The sequence below is a fragment of the Aestuariivirga sp. genome, assembly GCF_965227715.1.
Classification (GTDB): Bacteria; Pseudomonadota; Alphaproteobacteria; order Rhizobiales; family Aestuariivirgaceae; genus Aestuariivirga.
In genome coordinates, this window is record NZ_OZ245771.1 from 932,443 (window position 1) to 953,270 (window position 20,828).

The 20,828-nt window shown below is 62.2% G+C and carries 20 protein-coding genes; 14 read left to right on the plus strand and 6 right to left on the minus strand.

All coding sequences use genetic code 11. The features are described from left to right. Positions 1–79 precede the first annotated feature (79 nt). Entirely contained in the window at positions 80–640 is a 561-nt protein-coding gene (locus tag ACO06F_RS04575; protein ID WP_421695507.1) for a GNAT family N-acetyltransferase, read from the plus strand. 63 nt (positions 641–703) lie between these two features. On the opposite strand, the gene ACO06F_RS04580 is transcribed toward ACO06F_RS04575, so the two are convergent. Then, entirely contained in the window at positions 704–1,867 is a 1,164-nt protein-coding gene (locus ACO06F_RS04580) for an alpha/beta fold hydrolase (RefSeq protein WP_421695508.1), read from the minus strand. 123 nt (positions 1,868–1,990) lie between these two features. Here ACO06F_RS04580 and ACO06F_RS04585 point away from each other — a divergent pair, with 123 nt between their 5' ends. Together ACO06F_RS04585 and ACO06F_RS04590 are read left to right on the plus strand one after the other, a co-directional pair. Beyond that, complete coding sequence (locus tag ACO06F_RS04585; RefSeq protein ID WP_421695509.1) at positions 1,991–2,749, plus strand: helix-turn-helix transcriptional regulator; 759 nt, start codon at positions 1,991–1,993, stop codon at positions 2,747–2,749. Between the two features lie 68 nt (positions 2,750–2,817). After that, positions 2,818–3,753, plus strand: a complete 936-nt coding sequence (locus ACO06F_RS04590; protein ID WP_421695510.1) for a dimethylarginine dimethylaminohydrolase family protein — start codon at positions 2,818–2,820, stop codon at positions 3,751–3,753. 182 nt (positions 3,754–3,935) lie between these two features. Here ACO06F_RS04590 and ACO06F_RS04595 read toward each other — a convergent pair whose 3' ends face one another. Beyond that, positions 3,936–4,496: a hypothetical protein gene (locus ACO06F_RS04595; RefSeq protein WP_421695511.1), complete on the minus strand. Its 561-nt coding sequence runs from the start codon at positions 4,494–4,496 to the stop codon at positions 3,936–3,938. Between ACO06F_RS04595 and ACO06F_RS04600 the strand changes: the two genes are divergently transcribed. Next, positions 4,495–4,659: a hypothetical protein gene (locus tag ACO06F_RS04600; RefSeq protein ID WP_421695512.1), complete on the plus strand. Its 165-nt coding sequence runs from the start codon at positions 4,495–4,497 to the stop codon at positions 4,657–4,659. The genes ACO06F_RS04595 and ACO06F_RS04600 overlap by 2 nt on opposite strands. A 274-nt stretch (positions 4,660–4,933) precedes the next feature. Here ACO06F_RS04600 and ACO06F_RS04605 read toward each other — a convergent pair whose 3' ends face one another. Together ACO06F_RS04605 and ACO06F_RS04610 are read right to left on the minus strand one after the other, a co-directional pair. After that, positions 4,934–5,902, minus strand: a complete 969-nt coding sequence (locus tag ACO06F_RS04605) for an IS1595 family transposase (RefSeq protein ID WP_421695513.1) — start codon at positions 5,900–5,902, stop codon at positions 4,934–4,936. A 22-nt stretch (positions 5,903–5,924) separates the two neighbouring features. Next, a complete protein-coding gene (locus tag ACO06F_RS04610; protein WP_421695514.1) occupies positions 5,925–6,137 on the minus strand; it encodes a hypothetical protein in 213 nt (70 codons plus the stop codon). Positions 6,138–6,428: 291 nt separating this feature from the next. Here ACO06F_RS04610 and ACO06F_RS04615 point away from each other — a divergent pair, with 291 nt between their 5' ends. From ACO06F_RS04615 to ACO06F_RS04630, 4 genes are read left to right on the plus strand one after another with little or no spacing between them, the layout of a single operon-like run. After that, positions 6,429–7,511 carry an NAD(P)/FAD-dependent oxidoreductase gene (locus tag ACO06F_RS04615; RefSeq protein WP_421696622.1) on the plus strand — a complete coding sequence of 361 codons (1,083 nt, stop codon included), beginning with the start codon at positions 6,429–6,431 and terminating at the stop codon, positions 7,509–7,511. Positions 7,512–7,521: 10 nt separating this feature from the next. Further along, positions 7,522–8,295, plus strand: a complete 774-nt coding sequence (locus tag ACO06F_RS04620) for an SDR family oxidoreductase (RefSeq protein WP_421695515.1) — start codon at positions 7,522–7,524, stop codon at positions 8,293–8,295. Further along, positions 8,292–9,641: an FAD-binding oxidoreductase gene (locus ACO06F_RS04625; RefSeq protein WP_421695516.1), complete on the plus strand. Its 1,350-nt coding sequence runs from the start codon at positions 8,292–8,294 to the stop codon at positions 9,639–9,641. Before ACO06F_RS04620 ends, ACO06F_RS04625 begins: the two co-directional genes overlap by 4 nt. 1 nt (position 9,642) lies before the next feature. Then, positions 9,643–10,245 carry a ferric reductase-like transmembrane domain-containing protein gene (locus tag ACO06F_RS04630; protein WP_421695517.1) on the plus strand — a complete coding sequence of 201 codons (603 nt, stop codon included), beginning with the start codon at positions 9,643–9,645 and terminating at the stop codon, positions 10,243–10,245. A 12-nt stretch (positions 10,246–10,257) separates the two neighbouring features. Here the strand turns inward: ACO06F_RS04630 and ACO06F_RS04635 are convergent, their stop codons facing one another. Continuing rightward, positions 10,258–11,877 carry a GMC family oxidoreductase gene (locus ACO06F_RS04635; protein WP_421695518.1) on the minus strand — a complete coding sequence of 540 codons (1,620 nt, stop codon included), beginning with the start codon at positions 11,875–11,877 and terminating at the stop codon, positions 10,258–10,260. A 149-nt stretch (positions 11,878–12,026) separates the two neighbouring features. On the opposite strand from ACO06F_RS04635, the gene ACO06F_RS04640 reads away from it, so the two are divergent. The 5 genes from ACO06F_RS04640 to ACO06F_RS04660 all read left to right on the plus strand — a co-directional run bounded on the left by ACO06F_RS04640 (position 12,027) and on the right by ACO06F_RS04660 (position 17,930). Next, positions 12,027–13,229, plus strand: coding sequence for a mandelate racemase/muconate lactonizing enzyme family protein (locus ACO06F_RS04640; protein WP_421695519.1), 1,203 nt, complete (start codon positions 12,027–12,029; stop codon positions 13,227–13,229). A 4-nt stretch (positions 13,230–13,233) separates the two neighbouring features. Then, positions 13,234–14,133 (plus strand): NAD(P)-dependent oxidoreductase, encoded by a 900-nt coding sequence (locus ACO06F_RS04645; RefSeq protein WP_421695520.1) that lies wholly within the window; start codon positions 13,234–13,236, stop codon positions 14,131–14,133. Positions 14,134–14,413: 280 nt separating this feature from the next. Beyond that, a complete protein-coding gene (locus ACO06F_RS04650; protein ID WP_421695521.1) occupies positions 14,414–15,892 on the plus strand; it encodes a hypothetical protein in 1,479 nt (492 codons plus the stop codon). Positions 15,893–15,962: 70 nt separating this feature from the next. Further along, positions 15,963–17,132 carry a zinc-dependent alcohol dehydrogenase gene (locus tag ACO06F_RS04655; RefSeq protein WP_421695522.1) on the plus strand — a complete coding sequence of 390 codons (1,170 nt, stop codon included), beginning with the start codon at positions 15,963–15,965 and terminating at the stop codon, positions 17,130–17,132. Between the two features lie 18 nt (positions 17,133–17,150). Further along, entirely contained in the window at positions 17,151–17,930 is a 780-nt protein-coding gene (locus ACO06F_RS04660) for an SDR family NAD(P)-dependent oxidoreductase (protein ID WP_421695523.1), read from the plus strand. A gap of 414 nt (positions 17,931–18,344) precedes the next feature. Here the strand turns inward: ACO06F_RS04660 and aqpZ are convergent, their stop codons facing one another. Next, complete coding sequence (aqpZ, locus tag ACO06F_RS04665) at positions 18,345–19,025, minus strand: aquaporin Z (RefSeq protein ID WP_421695524.1); 681 nt, start codon at positions 19,023–19,025, stop codon at positions 18,345–18,347. A gap of 249 nt (positions 19,026–19,274) precedes the next feature. On the opposite strand from aqpZ, the gene ACO06F_RS04670 reads away from it, so the two are divergent. Next, positions 19,275–20,768: a DEAD/DEAH box helicase gene (locus ACO06F_RS04670; RefSeq protein ID WP_421695525.1), complete on the plus strand. Its 1,494-nt coding sequence runs from the start codon at positions 19,275–19,277 to the stop codon at positions 20,766–20,768. Positions 20,769–20,828: the final 60 nt, after the last annotated feature.

A 20,828-nucleotide genomic window follows, 5' to 3' on the forward strand; every position in this document is an offset into this window, starting at 1 on the left:
GCAGATGGACCCGAATTCGGTGCCGCAGTTGCGTCATGGTTTCATGGATAGTGATGCCGGGTCCTGAGGAGGCAGCAGCATGACGATCATCACGAAGCTTTCCGCCGTGGAGTCGCCCTCGCTCGTGTTGCGCGAGATCGAACTGAGGGACACGGCTGCATTCTGCAATTTCATGATGCAGGAAAACTACCAGCGCCATATCGCCGTCCGGCTGAAGGACGAGCGGGACATCCGGTCCTTCGTCACCCGTGCCGTCGCCCGGCAGGGCGATGACCGGCGCTCGATCTTCCACCTCGCGGCGGAAGAAAAACTCTCGGGCGAAGCCATCGGCGATGGGTTTCTTATCATGCAGCGGCCGAAGACAGTGGAAATCGGCTGGGGCCTCCACCCCGCCATGTGGCGCATGGGGCTCGGCACCGAAATCGGCCGTGCCTTGGTCAGCATCGCCTTCGAGCGTCTCAAGGCCGAAAACATCTGGTGCAAGGTGATGGGCGGCAACCAGGCCTCCGCCAAGCTCGCCCGCCGCATCGGCATGCGCCACCTCAAGTCTCACCCGGACTATCCGACAACACCGGGCAAGAGCGGCGTGGTTGAATTCTACGCCATGTCCGAAAGCGATTATTTCGATCTGAGCTACTGAGTATTCATTCCCTTCTCCCGTCGGCGCAGCCGATATGAGAAGGGAACAGATTTCCTCTCCCCACTACCGGCAATTGCTCCGCGCCGGTGTTCCGTTCATCCGTCCCGCGAGCCAGAGAACCGCGCGCGTGCTGCCCGCGTCCATGGCACCGCCGTGGCCCTTGCCGTTCAGCGTCACATATTCCACCTTGGCGCCGGCGCGGCAGGCGGCGCGCACGAATTGCGTGGTGACGGCCGGGCGCACGATCTCGTCAGCACCGCCCTGAATGATGAGGGCCGGCACCCGCCCGTTGAGGCCGAAGAGAGAGTTCTGCACCATCAGGTCCGACCACGGAATGATCTGCGCGGGATTGGTTCTCAGAAACTTCTGCGTCAGGTTCTTCTGTGCCGCCAGCGCATCAAGCTTGCCGCCCAGATCATCAATGCAGCTCCGCCCCACCTCGTCGATCAGCGTTTGATCCTGGCTGTCCAGAATCATGCTCAGCGGCGCACCATATTTGTTGTGCCAGGAGGAGAGCGTGAAGGAGGCGAGAATGCGGCCCGCAACCGAGCCCTGATTGGCGCTCAGCAGCGTGGCGAGATCGGTCGGCGGCGCAATGGCGGCAACGCCCTTGAGCGAGAGTTCTGGCACGTATTGCTGGGCGAGCTGTGCCGCAAACAGCACCGCATGGCCGCCCTGCGAATAGCCCCAGAGCCCGAAATCCTTGCCGCCGCCCACGCCGGGGATCTGCTTGGCGGCCCTGACGGAATCAATCGTCGCATAGGCCTGGCCCTTGCCCACGAGATAGCCGATCGGGCCATCGGTGCCGAGGCCCGGATAATCCGTGGCGGCGACGACAAGCCCATTGGCCACGATGTCGTTGAGGGCGCCGATCGCCTTCGTCGGCGCGGCCCTGAGCGATGGCGCGCATTTCCGCGCGATGCCCGTCGTCGGGTGGGCCCAGGCGATGAATTTGCGGTCCATGGGCACGCGCGGCGCATTGTCGGGCAGCACCACAACACCGGTCGAGAGAATGGGCCGCATCTGATAGTCGCGCGTCACATAGAGAATGCGCCAGGCGATGGCGCGGTAGAGGCGGGGCAGGCCGATGCGCGTGTAGCTCACCAGCGTTCCGGGCTTCAGAGAAGCCGAAGGTGTTCCGCTGTCCGAGCTCTTCGGCCGCGCCTCGGACGGCGGACTGACGCACAGGGTGAGGACGGACAACAGGACGAGAAGAAAAGCGCGCAAACGTCATACCCCTTGTCTTGTGGCCCGGCAGTGGCTGCGCCATCATCCGGCCTGTCCTACGGTTAGGCGCTCGCCCGGCATAGATCAACCGGGACGGGCAGCAGGCGGAAGGTTGAGGCCTCAATGGAGCAGACAGGTGCCAAAGCCCGGCTGGTGCTGGCCCTCGGCACGCCGCGCTTTGCCGATGCGCTGCTGGATGCCGCCGGTCAATGCCTCGCCCATGATGCAGCGGCCCTCATGGTCTTCCATCCGGCCGCACCCCCAGCCGTTCTGGTGGACCGGCTGAAGCCCGCCGAACGCGCCTGGCTCTATGGCGACTATCTGTCGGGCGTCTATGTGCTGAGCCCCTTCTACCGCGCCGCACAGAAGCTGAAAGAACCGCTGGTGGCGCGGGTCAGGGACATCGCCCCCAAGGGCTTCGCGCAGAGCGAATATCACCGGCGCTATTTCGCGCTGATCGGGGTTGAGGACATGATCGGCCTTCTCATTCCGGCGAGCGGCAGCGAGACCGTGTTCATGTCCTTCTCGCGCAGCACCAGCCGCCCGCGTTTCTCCGCGCGGGATGGGAAGGCGCTCCACGTCTCAACCGAACTGTTCCAAGCCTGCGTCACCCGCCACTGTGAGATTGCCGGTCCCATGGCCAGCCGCCACATCGCGGCGGCGGCGTCCACCAGTGCATGCAAGCCCATTGCATCGGGCCTCACCCAGCGCGAGGCGCAAGTGGTCAATCTCATGCTCGAAGGCCATTCGGCCCGCGCCATTGGTGCCGCCTTGAAGATTTCGAACGAAACCGTGCGCGTCCACCGCCGCAACATCTATGAGAAGCTCGGCGTCTCCTCCCAGGGGGAACTCTTCCGCTGGTTCCTGGGCAGCCGCGGCTAACCCTGTTGCGGTATGGCGGGGGCCGTGGCCCTGCCCTAGTCTCCTCAATCATCAGGGAGAGAAACATCATGACGAACGCCACCATGCCACTGCGTGCCCGCCGCGAAGAAGGCGGAACGCCCAAGATGACGGGCCGTTTCCAGATCAAGTCCGAAACCGGCATTCTGAAGGACGTTCTCCTGGGGCCTGCCGAAAGCTTCCGCTGGATGGGCCTTGAAAACGCCCAATGGTCTTCCCTCGTCAGGGACACGATGCGCAAGGGCTACAAGTTCGACAAGCAGGTGGCCATGCGCCAGCACCGCGAGATGGTGGATGCCTACAACCAGGCCGGTGTCACCACCCATTTCCTGCCGCTGGACATGACCAACCCCTATCAGGTCTATGCGCGGGATTCCTCCTTCATGTCACCCTATGGCGCGGTTGTCTGCCAGCTCGCCAACCCGCGCCGCCGCGGCGAATATGCCGCTGTCCTGCGCTTCTATCTCGAAAACAACATTCCGATTTATGACATGATATCCGCCGGCAATTTCGAAGGCGGCGACTTCAACATCATCCGCGATGGGCTGGCGCTGGTGGGCTACACCGATCACCGCTCGGAAGAGGTGGCGGCACGCCAGGCGGCGGACTGGTTCGCCAAGGAAGGCTGGGAAATCAAATATGCCCCCATCGACCAGTTCTACGTCCACATCGACCTGATGGTCTGCATGCTGAACGAGCACTGCGCCGCCGTCTGCCTCGAGACCACGGAGGATGACGTGATTGCCTGGCTCAAGTCCAAGAAGATCGAAATCATCCCCGCCACCTTCAAGGAGACGATGGCCCTTGGCTGCAATGTGGTGACGCTGGGCGGGGACCGCGTTCTCTCGACCGAGAGTGCCAAGGACCTCAACGCGAAGATGCGCGCCGCGGGCTTCACCGTCTATGACCCGGACATGACCATGTTCCTGCAAGCCGGCGGCGGCGTCCACTGCATGTGCCAGCCGCTCACCCGCGAAGCCGCTTAAGTCGGGTTCTTCACTTACGTCCCTTCGACATCGGGACGTGTGGAGAGAAGCCCTCATCCGCCCTTCGGCCACCTTCTCCCATTGCTTCGCAACAGGAGAAGGGAAGACCTTCACAATTATATACGTGACAAAAGTGATGAAATCTGACAAACCTACTACCCGACAGGCCGACGCTATCGAGATTACCCCCGCAATGGTCGATGCGGGGGTTCAGTGCTTGCGCGCATCTGGTTTAATAGAAACTTCAAGCTCAGCGGACTCTTTGGTGGTTCGTCGAGTGATAGTGGCGGCACTTTCTTGCCGGTGACCTTATTCGCGAAGTTGAGCAGATCAGTGCTCAGCGCGTAAAACTCGTATCGGTATAAGGCTATGTCTCTAATCCCCAATCCATTGCCGTGGGGCAAAAGCAACCGGCGTCCAGGTTTGTTGTCGGGATACAGTTTGACGTAGTTGTGAGCAATTCGGTTCCTAGTGCTGCCCTTCTGCTTGAGGCGATCCAGCAAATCTGCCCATTCATCGTGATGTTTTGACTTGATGTTCATTTTTATGGCGCAGTCCGCCACGGTCTGTTTGGAACGGAAGTTCTCAATCTCGTTGAACGTCATTCCGACTACTGGATCGTACGCTGCGAAAGATGATGTAAACAAATGCTGAAGCGCGTGTTCGACGTGCGCCCACTGGGTAATCGCAAGCCCCAGTTCGTAATAGAAGATTTGTCGTTCCTCGTGGTATGAAATTGTCATGGCAAGAACCCCCAAGGAAGAATTGCAGGAAGCTGCAAAAGTGATGGCTCGTCTGGCCGCAATGCCTCACAAGCCGCACATTGACAAATCACCAGTTGATGGTGAGAAGAAAGACGGCGGGTCTCCGGTCAAGAAGCCCCGCCGCTCCGACGCTAAGGACTAGTTGTCCTTCTCGTCTTCGTACTTGATGGTCTCAACGATATGGGTTTTGGGCTTTTCGCGAGCAGTTTTCACCGTCGTGAACTGCCCATTTCCCGCGTTGCGACCAATCTTTGTTGTACGAGCCATACTAATCACCCCCTTTCGGGCTGAGGCCCTGCTTACAGCCACAGAGCGGACAGAAAGGTGAGTTCGTCGGCGGGGTATATATTACCCAAGGTTAAGGGGAATTGGAGTCTTTCTTTCGCCTCATCCACCACAAGCGCCTAGCCAATTGCTTAGGCGTTTTGGGTTTCACCAATCCGCCGATAGGTCAGGCGCTTGCCAAAGATGCCTTCCATGATCTTCTCGGTACGCTCACGGTCTGAGACCTTGCGGGCAGCGCGGTTGTTATAGCGGAAGGTGAATTCGGCAAGGTAGCGGTGAAGATGGGCTTCGCCACAATGCTGATAGATGCCGCGCATGCCACGCTTGAACACTGACCAGACGTTCTCAACCGTATTCGTGTGGACGGTGCCCCTCGTGTATTCGCCAGAACGATGGTTGACCGTCCTGTGTGCGGTGAATTCCTTGCCGAGTTCGGTGTAGAGGCGGCTTTCGTCGGTGTGTAGGTCAGACTTGCGAGAAACGTTCTTGACGACGATCTCACGGATGCTTTCTTTGGTGGCGCGGTGCATGTGGAAGGTGCGAACCTCCCCTCCGCGCTCAACCAGACCGAAGATGGTGCGCTTATTGGCGCTGCCGAACGTTCCGCCCTTCGTGGGCTTGGGAGAATACTTGTTACGAGGGCGCGGCGTTTCCAGCTTACCGTAATAGGTCTCGTCTGCTTCGATTACTTTGCCGGGGCCGCCCATCGTGGGAGGGTTCATGTCGCCCATAGCCTCACGGATACGGTGAGCCATGAACCAAGCGGTCTTGTAGGTGACGCCAAGCATGCGGTGCAGCTGGTGGGCGCTAATACCCTTCTTGCTGGACGACATGAGATGAGTTGCCAGCCACCACTTGGTGAGCGGCACCTTGGAACGCTCAAAGACGGTGCCCACGGTGACGGTAAACTGCCCCTTGCACTCGTTGCAGTAGTACAGGCCGGGGCGATGTGACTTCTTCTTGCCTTCGATCTTGGCAATGAGTTCGGGGTCGGAGTTGCCGCAATGGGGGCAATAGGGACCGTTCGGCCAGCGCACAGCCTCAAGTGCTTCGCGGGCTTTATCCAGATCGGTGAAGATGGGATTTTGGAGGTCAGTCATGGAAAAAACTTCTGTGTTCGAGCTATTTATTCTGGATCATCCTATCCCGGATGAACTTTTGAGCGATCTCGCTGTCAGCGCGAGGAAGCTGGCCGATTTTTTCAGCGACCCGCTTGTAGAGGGCTGTCCTGTCGGCGGGAATGATGATCCCAGCTTCAACAAGTGTGTCGATCAGTTCGGTCAGGATGGCGAAGCTTAGGAAGCCTGCTGTTGGGTGTCCGGGTGGATCAAACATGTGCGCCTCTCCGTTGATGACCTACATATCGCCTCCACCGACACTTTTGTCAAGTATATAATTGTGAAGACCTTCCTATTTTGCCTTCTCCCGTCCGAAGGATGGGAGAAGGTGGCGCGAAGCGGCGGATGAGGGCCGCTTCGGCATCGGGACTCGGGGTGAGAGACCCTCATCGTCTACCCCCGCGGAGAAACCCCTTGCATCGCCTCTCCATCCCGGCAAAAGCCGTGCTTAAGCGGGAGAAGCACAGTGGCAGAGGTCAAGATCATCGGAGCGGGTCCTTCAGGCCTCATGGCGGCTGAAATTCTGGCCACCGCGGGGCACAGCGTCACCATCTATGACCACATGCCGGCCCCCGCCCGCAAATTCCTGCTCGCAGGCCGCGGCGGGCTGAACCTCACGCACTCCGAACCGCTGGATGCTTTCCTCGAACGCTATGGCGAGGCCCAGGGCTTTCTCGAACCTGCGATCCGGGCCTTCCCGCCCGATGCGCTCATCGCCTGGGCCCATGGGCTCGGCATCGAAACCTTCGTGGGCTCCTCGGGGCGCGTGTTCCCCAAGCAGATGAAGGCCTCGCCGCTGCTGCGTGCCTGGCTCCGGCGGCTGGAGCAGCTGGGCGTGAAGCTCGTCACCCGCTCGGAATGGCAGGGCTTCGACGGCACGCCCACCATCCTCGCCTTAGGCGGCGCCAGCTGGCCGCAGCTGGGCTCGGATGCGCGCTGGCTGCCGCATTTCGCGGAGAAGGGCATCGCCGTTCACCCGTTCAAGCCCGCGAACAGCCGCTTCCTCGTCCACTGGTCACCGGTGTTCCGCCAGAAATTCGCTGGCACCCCGGTCAAGAACATCGCACTCACCTATGCCGGAAAGCGCGTGCGCGGCGAGCTGATGATCTCGCAGGAGGGGATCGAGGGCGGCGCCATCTATGCCGTCTCCAAGGGCCTGCGCGAAAAACCCGGCCATCCGCTGGTGATCGACTTCCGCCCTGACCTGACGGAGGAGGTTCTGGCCCAGCGCCTCGCAAAGCCGCGCGGCAAGGATTCGCTTTCGAATTATCTGCGCAAGGCCGCAGCCCTCTCACCCGTCGCCATCAACCTGCTGCGTGAAACCGGCACCACGCCGGATGCCAAGGGCATCAAGGCCATGCCACTGAAGCTGGAACGCCCGGCGGGCATCACCCGCGCCATTTCATCCGCCGGCGGCGTTGCCCTGGAGGAGCTCGACGCGCATTTCCAGCTCAACAAGGCGCCGCTCACCTATTGCGTGGGCGAAATGCTGGATTGGGAGGCCCCCACCGGTGGCTATTTGCTGCAGGCCTGCTTCTCGACGGCCGTGTGGGCCGCCCGTCATCTTGCGTCACAGCTGAAAAGCGGATGAACTCCAGCCCATGGATCTCGATCTCAAAAACAAGACGGCCCTCGTCTGCGGCGCAAGCCAGGGCCTGGGCGCTGCCATTGCGGAAGCCTTGGCGCGTGAAGGCTGCAAGGTCGGGCTCCTCGCCCGCAATGCGGATAAGCTCAACAGGCTTGTAACGGATTGGGGCGCGCAAGGCATGAACGCCATGGCCCTTCCCGCTAACATGGGTGACTGGAGCCAGATCGAAGCTGCTGTATCAGCCTTCGGAATGCCGGACATTCTGATCAACAATTCCGGCGGTCCGCCGCCCGTGGACGTCACCAAGGTCGAGCCCGATCTGTGGCGGCGCCAGTTCGAGATCATGGTGCTGAACCAGATGCGGCTGACGGAGTTGGTGCTGCCCCACATGCGCGCGCAAGGCTTCGGCCGCATCCTCTCGGTTGCCTCCACCTCGATCGTGGAGCCCTTTGCCAGCCTCGCCATTTCGAATTCGCTCCGTGCCGCCCTGGCGGGCTGGATGAAGACGCTGGCGGGCCAGGTGGCGCCAGATGGCGTCACCGTCAACATGCTGCTCCCCGGCAGCTTTGCCACGGAGCGGATCGACAAGCTCAACGCAGCCGAGGCGGAAGCGCGCGGCGTTCCCGTGTCACAGATCGTTTCGGACTCATCCGGGGACATTCCGGTTGGCCGCTATGGCGAACCTGCGGAATTCGCGGCCGTTGCCGCCTTCCTCGCGAGCCCCAAGGCCTCCTACGTCACCGGCCAGATGATCCGCATCGATGGCGGGGTCACGAAATCGCTATGAGCCTGCTGGAGGATCTGCGCAGCGCGCTTGGTGAGGGCGGTGTGATCGAAGGCGAAACTCTGGCCGCCCGCACCACGTCAGACATGAGCGGCACCGGCACATCACTGCCGCGCGCGGTGCTCCGCCCACGGAGCACCGCGCAGCTCTCCGCCATCATGAAGCTCTGCCATGCAGCGGGGGCTCCCGTCATTCCGCAGGGCGGCCTCACCGGGCTTGCCGGTGGCGCCAATGCGGCGGGGAATGCGTTCTCCGTCAGCCTTGAGCTTCTGCGCGGCATCGAAGAAGTGGACCAAGCCTCCGCCACCATGGTGGTGAAAGCCGGAACGCCGCTCGAAGACTGCCAGCGGGCTGCGGTGGAGAATGGCCTGTTCCTGGCACTCGATCTGGGCTCGCGCGGCTCCTGCCAGATCGGCGGCAATCTCTCCACCAATGCGGGCGGCATCCGGGTCATCCGCTATGGCATGGCACGGGAGCAGGTGCTGGGCCTTGAGGTTGTGCTGGCGGATGGCACCATTCTGTCGTCCATGAACCGCATGCTCAAGAACAATGCGGGCTATGATCTGAAGCATCTCTTCATCGGCTCCGAAGGAACCCTCGGCATCATCACCCGCGCCGTGCTGCGGCTGCACCCGCCGCCGGGCGAGATCACCACGGTGCTCTGCGCCGTTCAGCGCTATGAGGACGTGGTTGCCCTGCTCCGGCGCGCCCAGTCCGTCCTTGGCGGCATCCTCGCCTTCGAGGCCATGTGGCGGGACTATTTCGCCTTCAACACGCAGGCGCTGAAGCTTCGCGTCTTTGAGGGGAGCCACCCTTTCTGCGTCATCCTCGAAAGCACCATGCCGGTGGATGACATCGAAACCTTCCTCGCCGCTTGCCTGGAGGATCAATTGATCCAGGATGCACTCGTTGCACGCTCGCATGCGCAGGCCCGCGAGATGTGGTCAGTGCGCGAGGGCCACCCCATCGAGGTGCTGCCCAATCTCCTGAACTTCGATGTGAGCCTGCCCATCGGCCAGATCGGGGGTTATGCCGAAGCCTGCACGGCAGCACTTCTCGCGCGCTGGCCTCAGGCGCATGTGTCCTTCTATGGCCATGTGGGCGACAGCAATGTGCACATCTGTGTGGGCACGCATTATGGACCGGGCGAAGACATGCATGACGTGGACGAGATCGTCTATCGCGTACTCGGAAACTATCACGGCTCCATTTCGGCCGAGCACGGCATCGGCACGCTGAAGCGGCCCTATCTGCACCTCTCGCGTTCGCCCGAGGAGCTGGCGCTGATGCGCAGCCTCAAGCAGGCGCTTGACCCCAAGGGCATTCTCAACCCCGGCAAGGTGATCTGAGGTGCTGAAGCGCCTCATCGACTCGCATCTGGCCTTCAGGCTCCTGCTTGCGCTTCCTGCCCTGTGGACGGCCTGGCAGTTCTTCTTCCACCTGAGAAGCTTCGGCCTGCTGCTCGATCAGTCAGGCCAATGGGCCATGCGCCTGCTGGTCCTCACACTCGCGATAACGCCGCTGCGGCTTCTCATGAAGCAGCTGGGCCTTGGGCCTCACTGGCCCATGTGGCTGTTCAAGCGCAGGCGGGACCTTGGCCTGGCAACCTTCCTCTATGCCGCAGCGCATCTCTGCGTCTATCTCATCCGCCAGTCCAATCTGCATGTCGTGCTGTTTGACATGCAGTACATTGAATTCATCATGGGCTGGCTCGCCTTCGTCACACTCTTCGCGCTGGCCCTTACCAGCAATGATGCGAGCGTGCACCGGCTGGGCCTCTGGTGGAAGCCGCTGCAGCGCCTGGCCTATGTCTCCGTCATCGCCGCCGCACTTCACTGGTACTGGATCAGGCTGGACCACCGCGTGCTCTGGGCCACGGTTCTGCCACTCGTGGCGCTGGAGGCCTACCGGCTGTTCCATAACTACACCCGCCCCGCCGGGGTGAGGCATTAGGCGCCAACCCCCTCAGCGCGTGGCATCCTCGAGGATGATCTGAGCGCCGCGCCAGCCCATCATCATGGCGGGGGCATTGGTGTTGCCGGCAATCAGATTGGGGAAGACGGAGGCATCGCACACCCGCAAGCCCTCAACACCATGCACGCGAAGCCGTGAATCGACCACCGAGTTCGCCGGGTCCGGCCCCATGCGGCAGGTGCAGGAATGGTGGTAGACGGTGCCGCTCCGCTGCCGGAAATCATCGATCAGCGCGTCATCGGACTGAACCGTGGGGCCGGGCCGCAATTCCTCCGCCATCAACCCTTTGAGCGGCTCCTCTGCGGCAATCCGGCGGAGGAACTTGACCGCCGCCAGCATCTCTTCCACGTCGCCTGCCGTCGAGAAGGCATTGAACGAGATCCTGGGGTGCGCAAACGGGTCGGGGGAGGTGATCATCACCTCCCCGGTACTCGTCGGCCGGCAGTTGGACAGTCCGAGCGACAGGCCTGAGAACGGGTCGGGGCTCAGGATCGGCCGTTCGCCGGCCTTGGGGATCAGCGTCGAGAAGGCCTGCATGTAGAGCTGCATGTTGGGCCTGGACATGTGCGCATGTGTGCGGAAGAAGCCGCCACCCTGGTTGATGCTGAGGGAGAGCGGCCCTTTGCGCGTCAGGATGTATTGCAGCCCGGCCCTGAGCTTGCCCCACCAGGGGCGCAGCGCATCGTTCAGCGTCGGCACATGCATGCGCCAGGTGTAGTTGATGCCGTGGTGGTCCTGCATGCGGGCGCCCACATTCGGGTTGTCCTGCAACACGGGAATGCCCAGCGACTGCAGCAGCGCCCCCGGCCCCACGCCTGAGAGCTGCAGCAGCTGCGGCGCGTTGATGGCGCCCCCCGCCACGATCACCTCATGCGCGCGCGCTTCACGCGTCTGCCCGCGCTGCGCATAGGCCACACCCACGGCGCGGCGCCCCTCGAACAGAATGCGCGTGGCCTGGGCCTCAGTTTCAACCCGCAGGTTCTTCCGCCGCATCGCCGGGCGCAGAAAGGCGCGCGCGGCCGAATTCCGGATGCCGCCCTTGATCGTGTATTGGTAAAGCCCCACGCCCTCCTGCTCCGTACCGTTGAAATCCGGCGTGAAGGGCAGGCCCGCAGCCTCCGCCGCCTTCAGGTAAGGCGCGCAAAGCGGATGCTGCTGGGCGCCCAGATCGGTGATGGTCAATGGCCCGCCGCGGCCGCGCAGTGCGGGGTCGCCATCGGCATAATCCTCGAGCTTCAGATAGGCCGAGAGCACCTCGTCCCAGCCCCAGCCCACATTGCCGGCCGCGCGCCAATCCTCATAATCCTGGTGGTGGCCGCGGATATAGACCATGGCGTTGATGGAGGATGAACCACCCAAAATTTTGCCGCGCGGATAGAAATCGCGCTGGCCGTTGAGGCCAGGGTCAGGCTCTGCCTGATACATCCAGTTGACCGACCTGTCATAGAAGGTCTTGCCGTATCCGAGCGGCATCTGCACATAGAAACGGCGGTCGGTGCCGCCCGCTTCCAGCAGCAGGACGCGGTGCTGTCCGCTGGCAGAAAGCCTGTCCGCCAGAACGCAGCCCGCTGAGCCCGCGCCCACGATGATATAATCGAAAATCTCTGCCACAGTCATCCGCCGCTGGTGAATACCGCCCGCTTTCTGCGCCCGTTCGGGCAATCAAAACAAGTGTTTCTGCTTCACGAGTGGTTAGAAATTTTCATCGTGTGGACGGCGCGCGACCTGCTAGAAGCGGGGCATTCCGGAGGGGTGTTTCCATGAAAGTCAAAGACCTCAAAGTCTTCATCGTCGGCAATCCGCCGCCGTCCTGGGGCGGGCGCTACTTCATCTTCGTGAAGCTCACGACCGATAATGGCATCACCGGCATCGGCGAATGCTATTGCGACACCTTCGGCCCCAAGGCCATGACGGCCATGATCGAAGACACCTTCTCCCGCTACATCGAAGGCATGGACCCGTTCCACCTCGAAGCCATGTGGCGCAAGGTCTATGGCTCGGGCTTCTCCATGCGCCCGGACATCTCGCTGATGGGCGTTCTCTCCGGCCTCGAAATCGCGCTGTGGGACATCAAGGGCAAGGCCCTCAACAAGCCGGTCTATGAACTCCTGGGCGGGCGTGTTCATGAGAAGCTGCGCTCCTACACCTACATTTACCCCGATCCCGCCAAGGGCCAGGACGCATCGATCTTCTGGAACGCCGAACAGTCCGCCGAACGCGCGGCCTATTACGTGGAGCGCGGCTTCACCGGCATCAAGTTCGATCCCGCCGCCCCCTACTCCGCCTTCGACCCGCGCCAGCCGTCACTCGAATCGATCGAGCTCTGCGTGAAATTCTGCAAACTGATCCGTGAAGCGGTGGGCACGAAGGCGGATTTGCTGTTCGGCACCCATGGCCAGTTCACAGCCTCCGGCGCCATCCGTTTCGCCAAGAAGATCGAGCCCTATGATCCCTTGTGGTTCGAGGAGCCCACCCCTCCGGACAAGCCGGAGGAGATGGCACTCGTTGCCCGCGGCACGTCGATCCCCATCGCCACCGGAGAGCGCCTCACCACCAAATATGAGTTCGGCCGCGTGCTCGAGAACCGCGCCGCTTCGATCCTGCAGATGGCGCTGGGCCGCGTCGGCGGATTGATGGAGGCGAAGAAGATCGCCGGCATGGCGGAAACCTTCTATGCGCAGATCGCACCGCATCTTTATGCGGGCCCCGTGGAAGGTGCGGCAAACATTCATTATGCTGCGTCCCTTCCCAACTTCCTGATCCTCGAGTCGATTGAGGAATGGACGGGCTTTCACGCCGAGCTGCTGAAGAAGCCCATCCTCTGGCAGGACGGCTATGTGATACCCCCCACGGAACCGGGCCTCGGCATCGAGCTCAATGAAGAGGTGTGCGAGGCCAACCCCTACACCGGCACCAACCTGCACCTTGAAATGACCAACCGCCCGCTCCGCAAGGAAGAATAGTCTCATGCATTACGGTTACATCGGCCTCGGAAATCTGGGCGGCCACATCGCGCATTCGCTGGTGAAGAAGGGCTATCAGGTCACGGTATATGACCTGGACCCAAAACTCGCCGAGCGTCACATCAAGGATGGTGCTTCCTGGGCCGCGTCGCCCGCCGAACTCGCGGGCAAGGTCGATGCCGTCTTCACCTGCCTCCCCTCCCCCACCGTCTCGGAAAAAGTGCTCACTCAGATTCTCACCACGCTGAAGCCCGGCGCGACATGGATCGAGAATTCCACCAATGGCCGTGATGAGATGATCCGCCTTGCAGGCCTCGCCGAAGCCAAGGGTATCATGGTGCTCGAAGCTCCCGTCACCGGCGGCGTCCATCTGGCGGCGCGTGGTGAGATCACCGTGCTGGTGGGCGGCGACAAGGCGCTGTTCGAGCTGCACCGGCCGGCGCTCGAAACCATCGGCCGGAAAATCTTCCACATGGGGCCCATCGGCTCTGCCGCCGTCATCAAGGTCATCACCAACATGCTGGCCTTCATCCACCTCGTGGCAGATGCCGAAGCGCTGATGCTGGCGAAGCGCGGCGGGCTTGACCTCGCGCAGGCCTGGGCCGCCATCACCGCCTCCTCCGGCACCAGCTTCGTTCACGAAACCGAAGGCCAGCTCATCCTCAATGGCAGCTATGACATTGCCTTCTCGATGGACCTCGCGCTGAAGGATTTGGGATTCGCCATGAATTTCGGCAAGGAATTCGGCGTGCCGCTGGACCTGGCCTCCCTCACCCAGCAAACCTTCATGAAGGGCAAGGCCGCTTACGGCGGCAGCGCCCAATCGACGCAAATCGCCAAGCTTCTGGAGGATCTGCTGAACACGGATCTCCGCGCGCCCGGGTTCCCTGCAAGGCTGGAGTAGACGGCGCACGGCTTCGTTCCTCCGTGATCCGATCCGTTGCCGCTGCAACGGCCACATGGCTGTGCCCAAGTTCCGGGCGAGCACCAGCGATTTCGTTTCCCGACAGTGACTCAATTTGTCACAATTTTATTGAAATGCTTTTCATTCGTTTTTTTGCCAGCACAGGCAGATCAGGCTAATCTTAACAGAGACGTGCGATTCCGTAGAGTTGCAGCGGCCTGGCGAGAGATTGCCGGTCTGAGCGAGGCCTGTTCCCACCTCTGCCAATGAGAGTTCCGAGATGCGCGCGCCCACAGTGACCGACCGCGAGGCCATCGTGCAAGTCCGCGCACGTGCGGCACAGCTGTTCCGGGCCTTCACTGCGAAGCTTACAACGCTGGGGGAGCGGGACCGCAACTGTCTGGTGCTGATTGCCATCACCGTGGTTGCGAGCATGGCGCTGCAGTGGCGGAGCCTGATCAATTCAGATGCCGCATTCCTGGCCTGGACGGCGCGGCAGGTGATGGGCCCCGCGGTGTTTGGCGTGGACATCTACGAGGTGAACCCGCCCCTCGCCTTCATGCTCTATTCGCCTGCCGCCTTTGTGGCGCCCGTGCTCGGCTTCGATCTTGCGATCAAACTCTGGATCTCGTTGCTGGCGGGCCTTTCAATCGCATGCGTCTGGAACACGGCCGGGCGATCGCTGCGCATGGCCGTGGCGCTCATGCTGTCTCTGTTCTTCCTGCTGGGATTTCCGGCAGCGTTTGGCCAGCGGGAATTCTTCGCCTTTCTCCTCTGCGCGCCCTATGTGGCCGGCAACAGCCCGCGGCGCGGCTGGGCTGTTCTGAGCGGCGTGATGGCGGGGGTAGGATTTGCAATAAAGCCCCATTTTCTCATCGCGCTTGTTCTGGTCTTTGCCACGCGCCGCAAGATCCGCGCTGAAGAGATCGCGATTGCCGCAACAGGCGCAGTCTATGCGGCTGTGATCCTGATCTTCTTCCAGCCTTATCTGTTCGAGTTCCTGCCCTATGCGGTTCCAAGCTATGGCGCGGTTTACGAGTCGAATGATCAGGTCGTGTGGCTCTCTGCGATCATCGCCATGTCCGTCCTGCCTCAGGCCATCGGCGGCGCACCGCAACCCGCCGCACGCGGCTATCTCATGGCGGCCATCGGCTTCACCCTTGCCGTCATCATCCAGAACAAGGGCTTCACCTATCATTTCATTCCGGCCTGGGGTTTCTTGACCCTCTTCCTGGTGGCGCGCCTGTTCAACGCGCGGCTGTTCACGGCCGTGGTCGCATCTCTGTTCCTGCTGGGGAATGCCGCACTTTTCGGGTGGATCTCGTCGGGCTGGTTCTATGAAAAGGACACAACTGCAGTGTCCGTCCGATTGCTGCTGAAGGAACTGGACACCTCTTCCAGTTTCCTGGCGCTGTCCTTCTCGTCGCTTCCGGCCTTCCCCGCGGCGCTCTACACCCGCTCGGAGTATGTGGGAAAATCCTTCTACCCCATCTATCTGAAAACGGTGAAGCGGATGGACGCCGGCGAAATCCCGGGCGACCCCAGCGAGGCCATGCGCCTGTCGCTGGAACAGGCCCTATCCGAACTGGCGCGCAAGCCCGAGATCATCATCGTGCCCGTCAGTCCGAAAGCAGCCCGGGGCCAGATATCGCGGGATGTGCTCAGCCTTCTCAGCCGCAATAGGGCGTATGACGTCTTCTGGAAGACCTATGTGCTGGAGAAGACGGTCGACAAGTACCAGATCTACCGCCGGCGCTGACTGGCGGAAGCCATCAAGGGAACCATCGGGGGGAGCCGCCATTTAGCTCCGGTATCCGATGGAGGCCCCGATGAAGGCGATTACCTGGCACGGCAAACATGACATGCGCTGCGAGCACGTGCCGGACCCCCGGATCGAGCACGGGCGCGATTGCATCATCAAGGTCACCTCCTGCGCCATCTGCGGCTCTGACCTGCACATGTACAATGGCGTCATCCCCGACATGCATGCGGGCGATGTGGTGGGCCATGAAACCATGGGCGAAGTGGTGGAGGTGGGGCCCGATTGCAAGAACCTGAAGGTGGGGGACCGGGTCGTCATCCCCTTCACCATTTCCTGCGGCGAATGCTACTTCTGTCAAAACGGCTGGTACTCCGCCTGCGAGCGCTCGCACCCCGATGCCGAGAAGGCCGCGAAACTCTGGGGCCATTCCCCGGCCGGGCTCTTTGGCTATTCGCATCTCCTCGGCGGCTATGCCGGCGGCCAGGCCGAATATCTGCGCGTTCCCTTTGCCGATACCGGCGCCCTCAAAGTGCCCGGCGGCATGCCGGACGATATGGCGCTGTTCCTCTCGGACATCTTCCCCACGGGCTATATGGCGGCGGAATTCTGCAACATCAAAGGCGGTGAGACCATCGCCATCTGGGGCTGCGGCCCCGTCGGGCAGTTCGCCATCCGCAGTGCGCTGCTGATGGGAGCAGAACGCGTGATCGCCATCGATACCATTCCGGAGCGCCTTGAGATGGCCCGGGCCGCGGGTGCCGAAACGCTCGATTTCTCCAAGCAGGATATTTACGAGGCGATCCAGCAGCACACCCGCGGGCGCGGGGCGGATGCCTGCATCGATGCCGTTGGCACCGAGCCCTTTGCGACGTCCGGCGCGGATGCGATGATCGACCGGATCAAGGTGGCAACCTTCCTCGGCACCGACCGGCCGCATGTTCTGCGCCAGGCGATCCATTGCTGCCGCAACTTCGGCACGGTATCGATCGTGGGTGTCTATGGCGGCTATCTGGACAAGATCCCCTTCGGCTCCGCCATCAACCGCGGCCTCACCTTCCGCATGGCCCAGACACCGGTTCAGGCCTACATGCCGAAGCTTTTGGGCCTGATCGAGGATGGGCTGATCGATCCCTCCTTCGTCATCACCCACAAGGCCAGCCTTGAAGACGCGCCGGGTCTCTATGAGGTGTTCAACGCCAAGCAGGACAATTGCATCAAAGTCGTCATCAACCCTTGACCTGAAGGAGACCAAGCCATGGCCCATCGCCCGCTTGCCGTCATCACCGGTGCATCCTCCGGCATCGGCTATGAACTCGCCGAACTCTGCGCCGGGAACGGGTTCGACCTGATCATCGCGGCCGATGAGGCGCAAATCCAGGATGCCGCCCAGCAGCTCGAAAAGCATGATGTGCAGGTCGCCTGGGTCGAATGCGACCTCGCGCAGGAAGAAGGTGTGGAGGAACTCCTTGAGGCCATCGGCGACCGGCCCGTGGACGTGCTGATGGCCAATGCGGGCCATGGCCTCGGCCACGGTTTCCTCGATCAGGATTTCGATGACATCCTGCATGTGATCGACACCAACATCACGGGCACCGTCCTCCTGCTCCACAGGGTGGGCCAGCAGATGCGCGACAGGGGCTCGGGCCGCATCTTGATCACAGGCTCCATCGCCGGCTTCATTCCGGGTGCGTATCAGGCGGTGTACAACGCCTCGAAGGCCTTTCTGGACAGCTTCTCCTTCGCCTTGCGGGCGGAGCTGGCGGAGACGGGCGTCACCGTCACCTGTCTGATGCCGGGGGCAACCGAGACTGAGTTCTTCGCGCGGGCCGACCTGCTCGATACCGAGGTCGGCCAATCGAAGAAGGATGACCCGAAGGACGTGGCCCGTGCGGGCTATGATGCCATGATGAAAGGCCAGGGCGATGTGGTCTCCGGCTGGCACAACAAGCTGCAGACGGCGATTGCGAACATCACACCCGCAGGACTTCTCGCCAGCCGCCATGCCAAAACCGCCGCACCCGGCTCGGGCAACTAAGTTCACGCAGAGAAGGCCCCGGAGGCAATCAGCCTCACGGGGCCCGTCCCGTGCAACTTGCACTTGACCCTTTCCAATGGGTTCGCGATTGCCGCGCAAAAAGCGGCGGGTTCGATCAGCGATGATGATGATGTGCCGCGAAAGCTCCCGCTTGGGGGCTTTGTTTATGCGGCGTCTGCGTGCTTAGGGGGCATCAGTGTTCGAGACCTCTCGTGTTCTGATGCTTGAAACTGTGCGCGCGATGCGGGCGGAGGTCAAGTAAAGCTTTGGGTCAGCCAATCTTACGAATGGTAAAACTTGCATGTGAAAATCATTGGCATAAGATGATCCACACTGAGTCGGATTTCCTCGTGACCTCCCGTGGCGTAGCAGACTGGGGCGGGCCTTGTTCTCAAGGTCCGCCCCTTTTTCATGTCAGTCCTTGGAAATCAGCTGGTGGCAGAGAGCGCCAAGGATGCCGCCGGCAATCGGCGCCAGCCAGAACACCCAGAGTTGCTGGAAGGCCCAGGGCTCGGAGAAGATCGCCGCCGCCGTGGCGCGCGCCGGGTTGACCGAGGTGTTGGTCACGGGGATGGAGATCAGGTGGATCAGCGTCAGCGCCAGGCCGATCGCCAAGGGTGCAAAGCCCGCGGGCGCGTTCTTGTGGGTGACGCCCAGGATCACCACCAGGAACATGGCCGTCATCACCACTTCGCAGATGATGGCGGAGAGCATGCTGTAGCCGCCCGGCGAATGCTCGCCGAAGCCATTGGCCGCGAAGCCGCCGGCCACGAAGTCAGGCTTGCCGCTGGCGATCATGAAGAGGACGCCCGCACCCACCGCGCCGCCGATCACCTGGGCCGCGATATAGCCCGGCACGATGTTCCATTTGACGCGGCCCGCGGTTGCAAGACCCACCGTCACGGCCGGGTTGAAATGCGCGCCGGAGATGTGGCCCACGGCATAGGCCATGGTCAGCACTGTGAGGCCGAACGCCAAGGCCACGCCTGCGAAGCCAATTCCAAGCTCCGGAAAGGCCGCGGCCAGCACGGCGGAGCCACAGCCGCCGAGCACCAGCCAGAATGTGCCGAAGAACTCGGCAAAGTAAGCTTTCATAGGAAGTCCCCCTCAATGTTTGCGCCTTTGTGGCGCGAATCTTCACGCCAGAAGCGGAATACACCCCGGCGCGCGGCAAGATTGTCGATTCGTGTACAATTCCGCAAGCTTCCGGGCAGCGTTGAATTGACTTTCCCCACTGGAATCCCTATGTGCGGGCGTAATTCGGCGCCCGGGCCCTTATTGGCGCACCAGCCCGTGGCGTATCCCACTTGAAACCAAAGCCGCCAGAACGGTCTTTCACGACACATGAATTTCTCCGAGCTCGGACTGAGCCCCAGAACCCTCGAAGCGGTGACTGCCGCGGGTTACACGACCCCCACCCCCATTCAGGCGGAAGCAATCCCGCCCGCCCTACAGCGCCGGGACGTCATGGGCCTCGCCCAGACGGGCTCGGGCAAGACGGCTGCCTTCGTTCTTCCCATGCTCTCCCTTCTCGAGAAGGGCCGCGCAAGGGCCCGCATGCCCCGCACCCTCATCCTGGAGCCCACGCGTGAGCTGGCGGATCAGGTGCGCGAAGCCTTCGAGACCCTCGGCAAGATGCACAATCTCTCCGTGGCGCTGCTGATCGGCGGCGTCGCCTTCGAACCCCAGGCCCTGAAGATTGACCGCGGTGCGGACGTCGTCATCGCCACGCCCGGCCGCCTTCTCGATCATTTCGAGCGCGGCAAGCTTCTGTTGAACGGCATTGACATGCTGGTGATCGACGAGGCGGACCGCATGCTGGACATGGGCTTCATTCCGGATATTGAGCGGATCTGCAAGCTCCTGCCCTTCACCCGGCAGACGATGTTCTTCTCCGCCACCATGCCCCCCGAGATCCAGCGCCTCACCACCGCCTTCCTGCACAATCCGGTGCGCGTTGAAGTCTCGCGCCATTCGTCGACTGCCGAGACCATCACCCAGATGCTGGTCAAGGTCCCGCATGAGGCGAAGGCCAAGCGCGAGGCGCTGCGGCAATTGCTCCGTACCCAGACGAACGTCAAGAACGGCATCATCTTCGCCAACCGCAAGACCACCGTGGCGCTGCTCGAGAAGTCCCTCGCCGTTCACGGCTTCAGCGTCGGCGCCCTTCATGGCGACATGGACCAGTCGGCCCGCCTCAAGACGCTGCAGGCCTTCCGCAACAATGAAATCACCTTCCTGATCGCGTCAGACGTCGCGGCCCGCGGCCTCGACATTCCGGAAGTCTCCCACGTCTTCAACTTCGATGTGCCCACCCATGCGGAAGACTACGTCCACCGCATCGGCCGCACCGGCAGAGCGGGGCGCGAGGGCCAGGCCTTCACGCTGCTCTCGAAGGAAGAAGTGAAATACTGGAAAGGCATCGAAGTCCTGATCAAGAAGGACGTGCCCTTCTTCGAGCTGAGTGGTGACGCGCAGGCGGCAATCGAAACCCGCGGTGCCGAACCGGACCGCCCGCGCCGCGAAACCCGTGGCGGTGAGCGCCGTGGCCGCAACCGTGGCGACCGCGAAGACCGCCGCCCCCCGCGCGAGCCCCGGTCGGAAGCCGCCACCCAGCCCGCCGAACGCACCGAAGCCCCGGCCGCCGCAGCCGCCCCCAAGCCGCAGAAGCCCACAGCCGCCGCCACGCCCCCTGCCCCGGCACCCCGCCCTGAAAAGCCAAGGCGCGAACCCCGCCAGGACCGCCACCCCCAGCGTGACGTCTCGGACGCGCCAGACCACCGCGGCTTCACCGAACAAACCATGCCGGCCTTCCTCACCCGCAGCGTGAAGGCCTGAGACGAGAGCACCGAGCGATCAAAAGAGATCGCTGGCAGATTTGCACGTCAACCGTTCCAC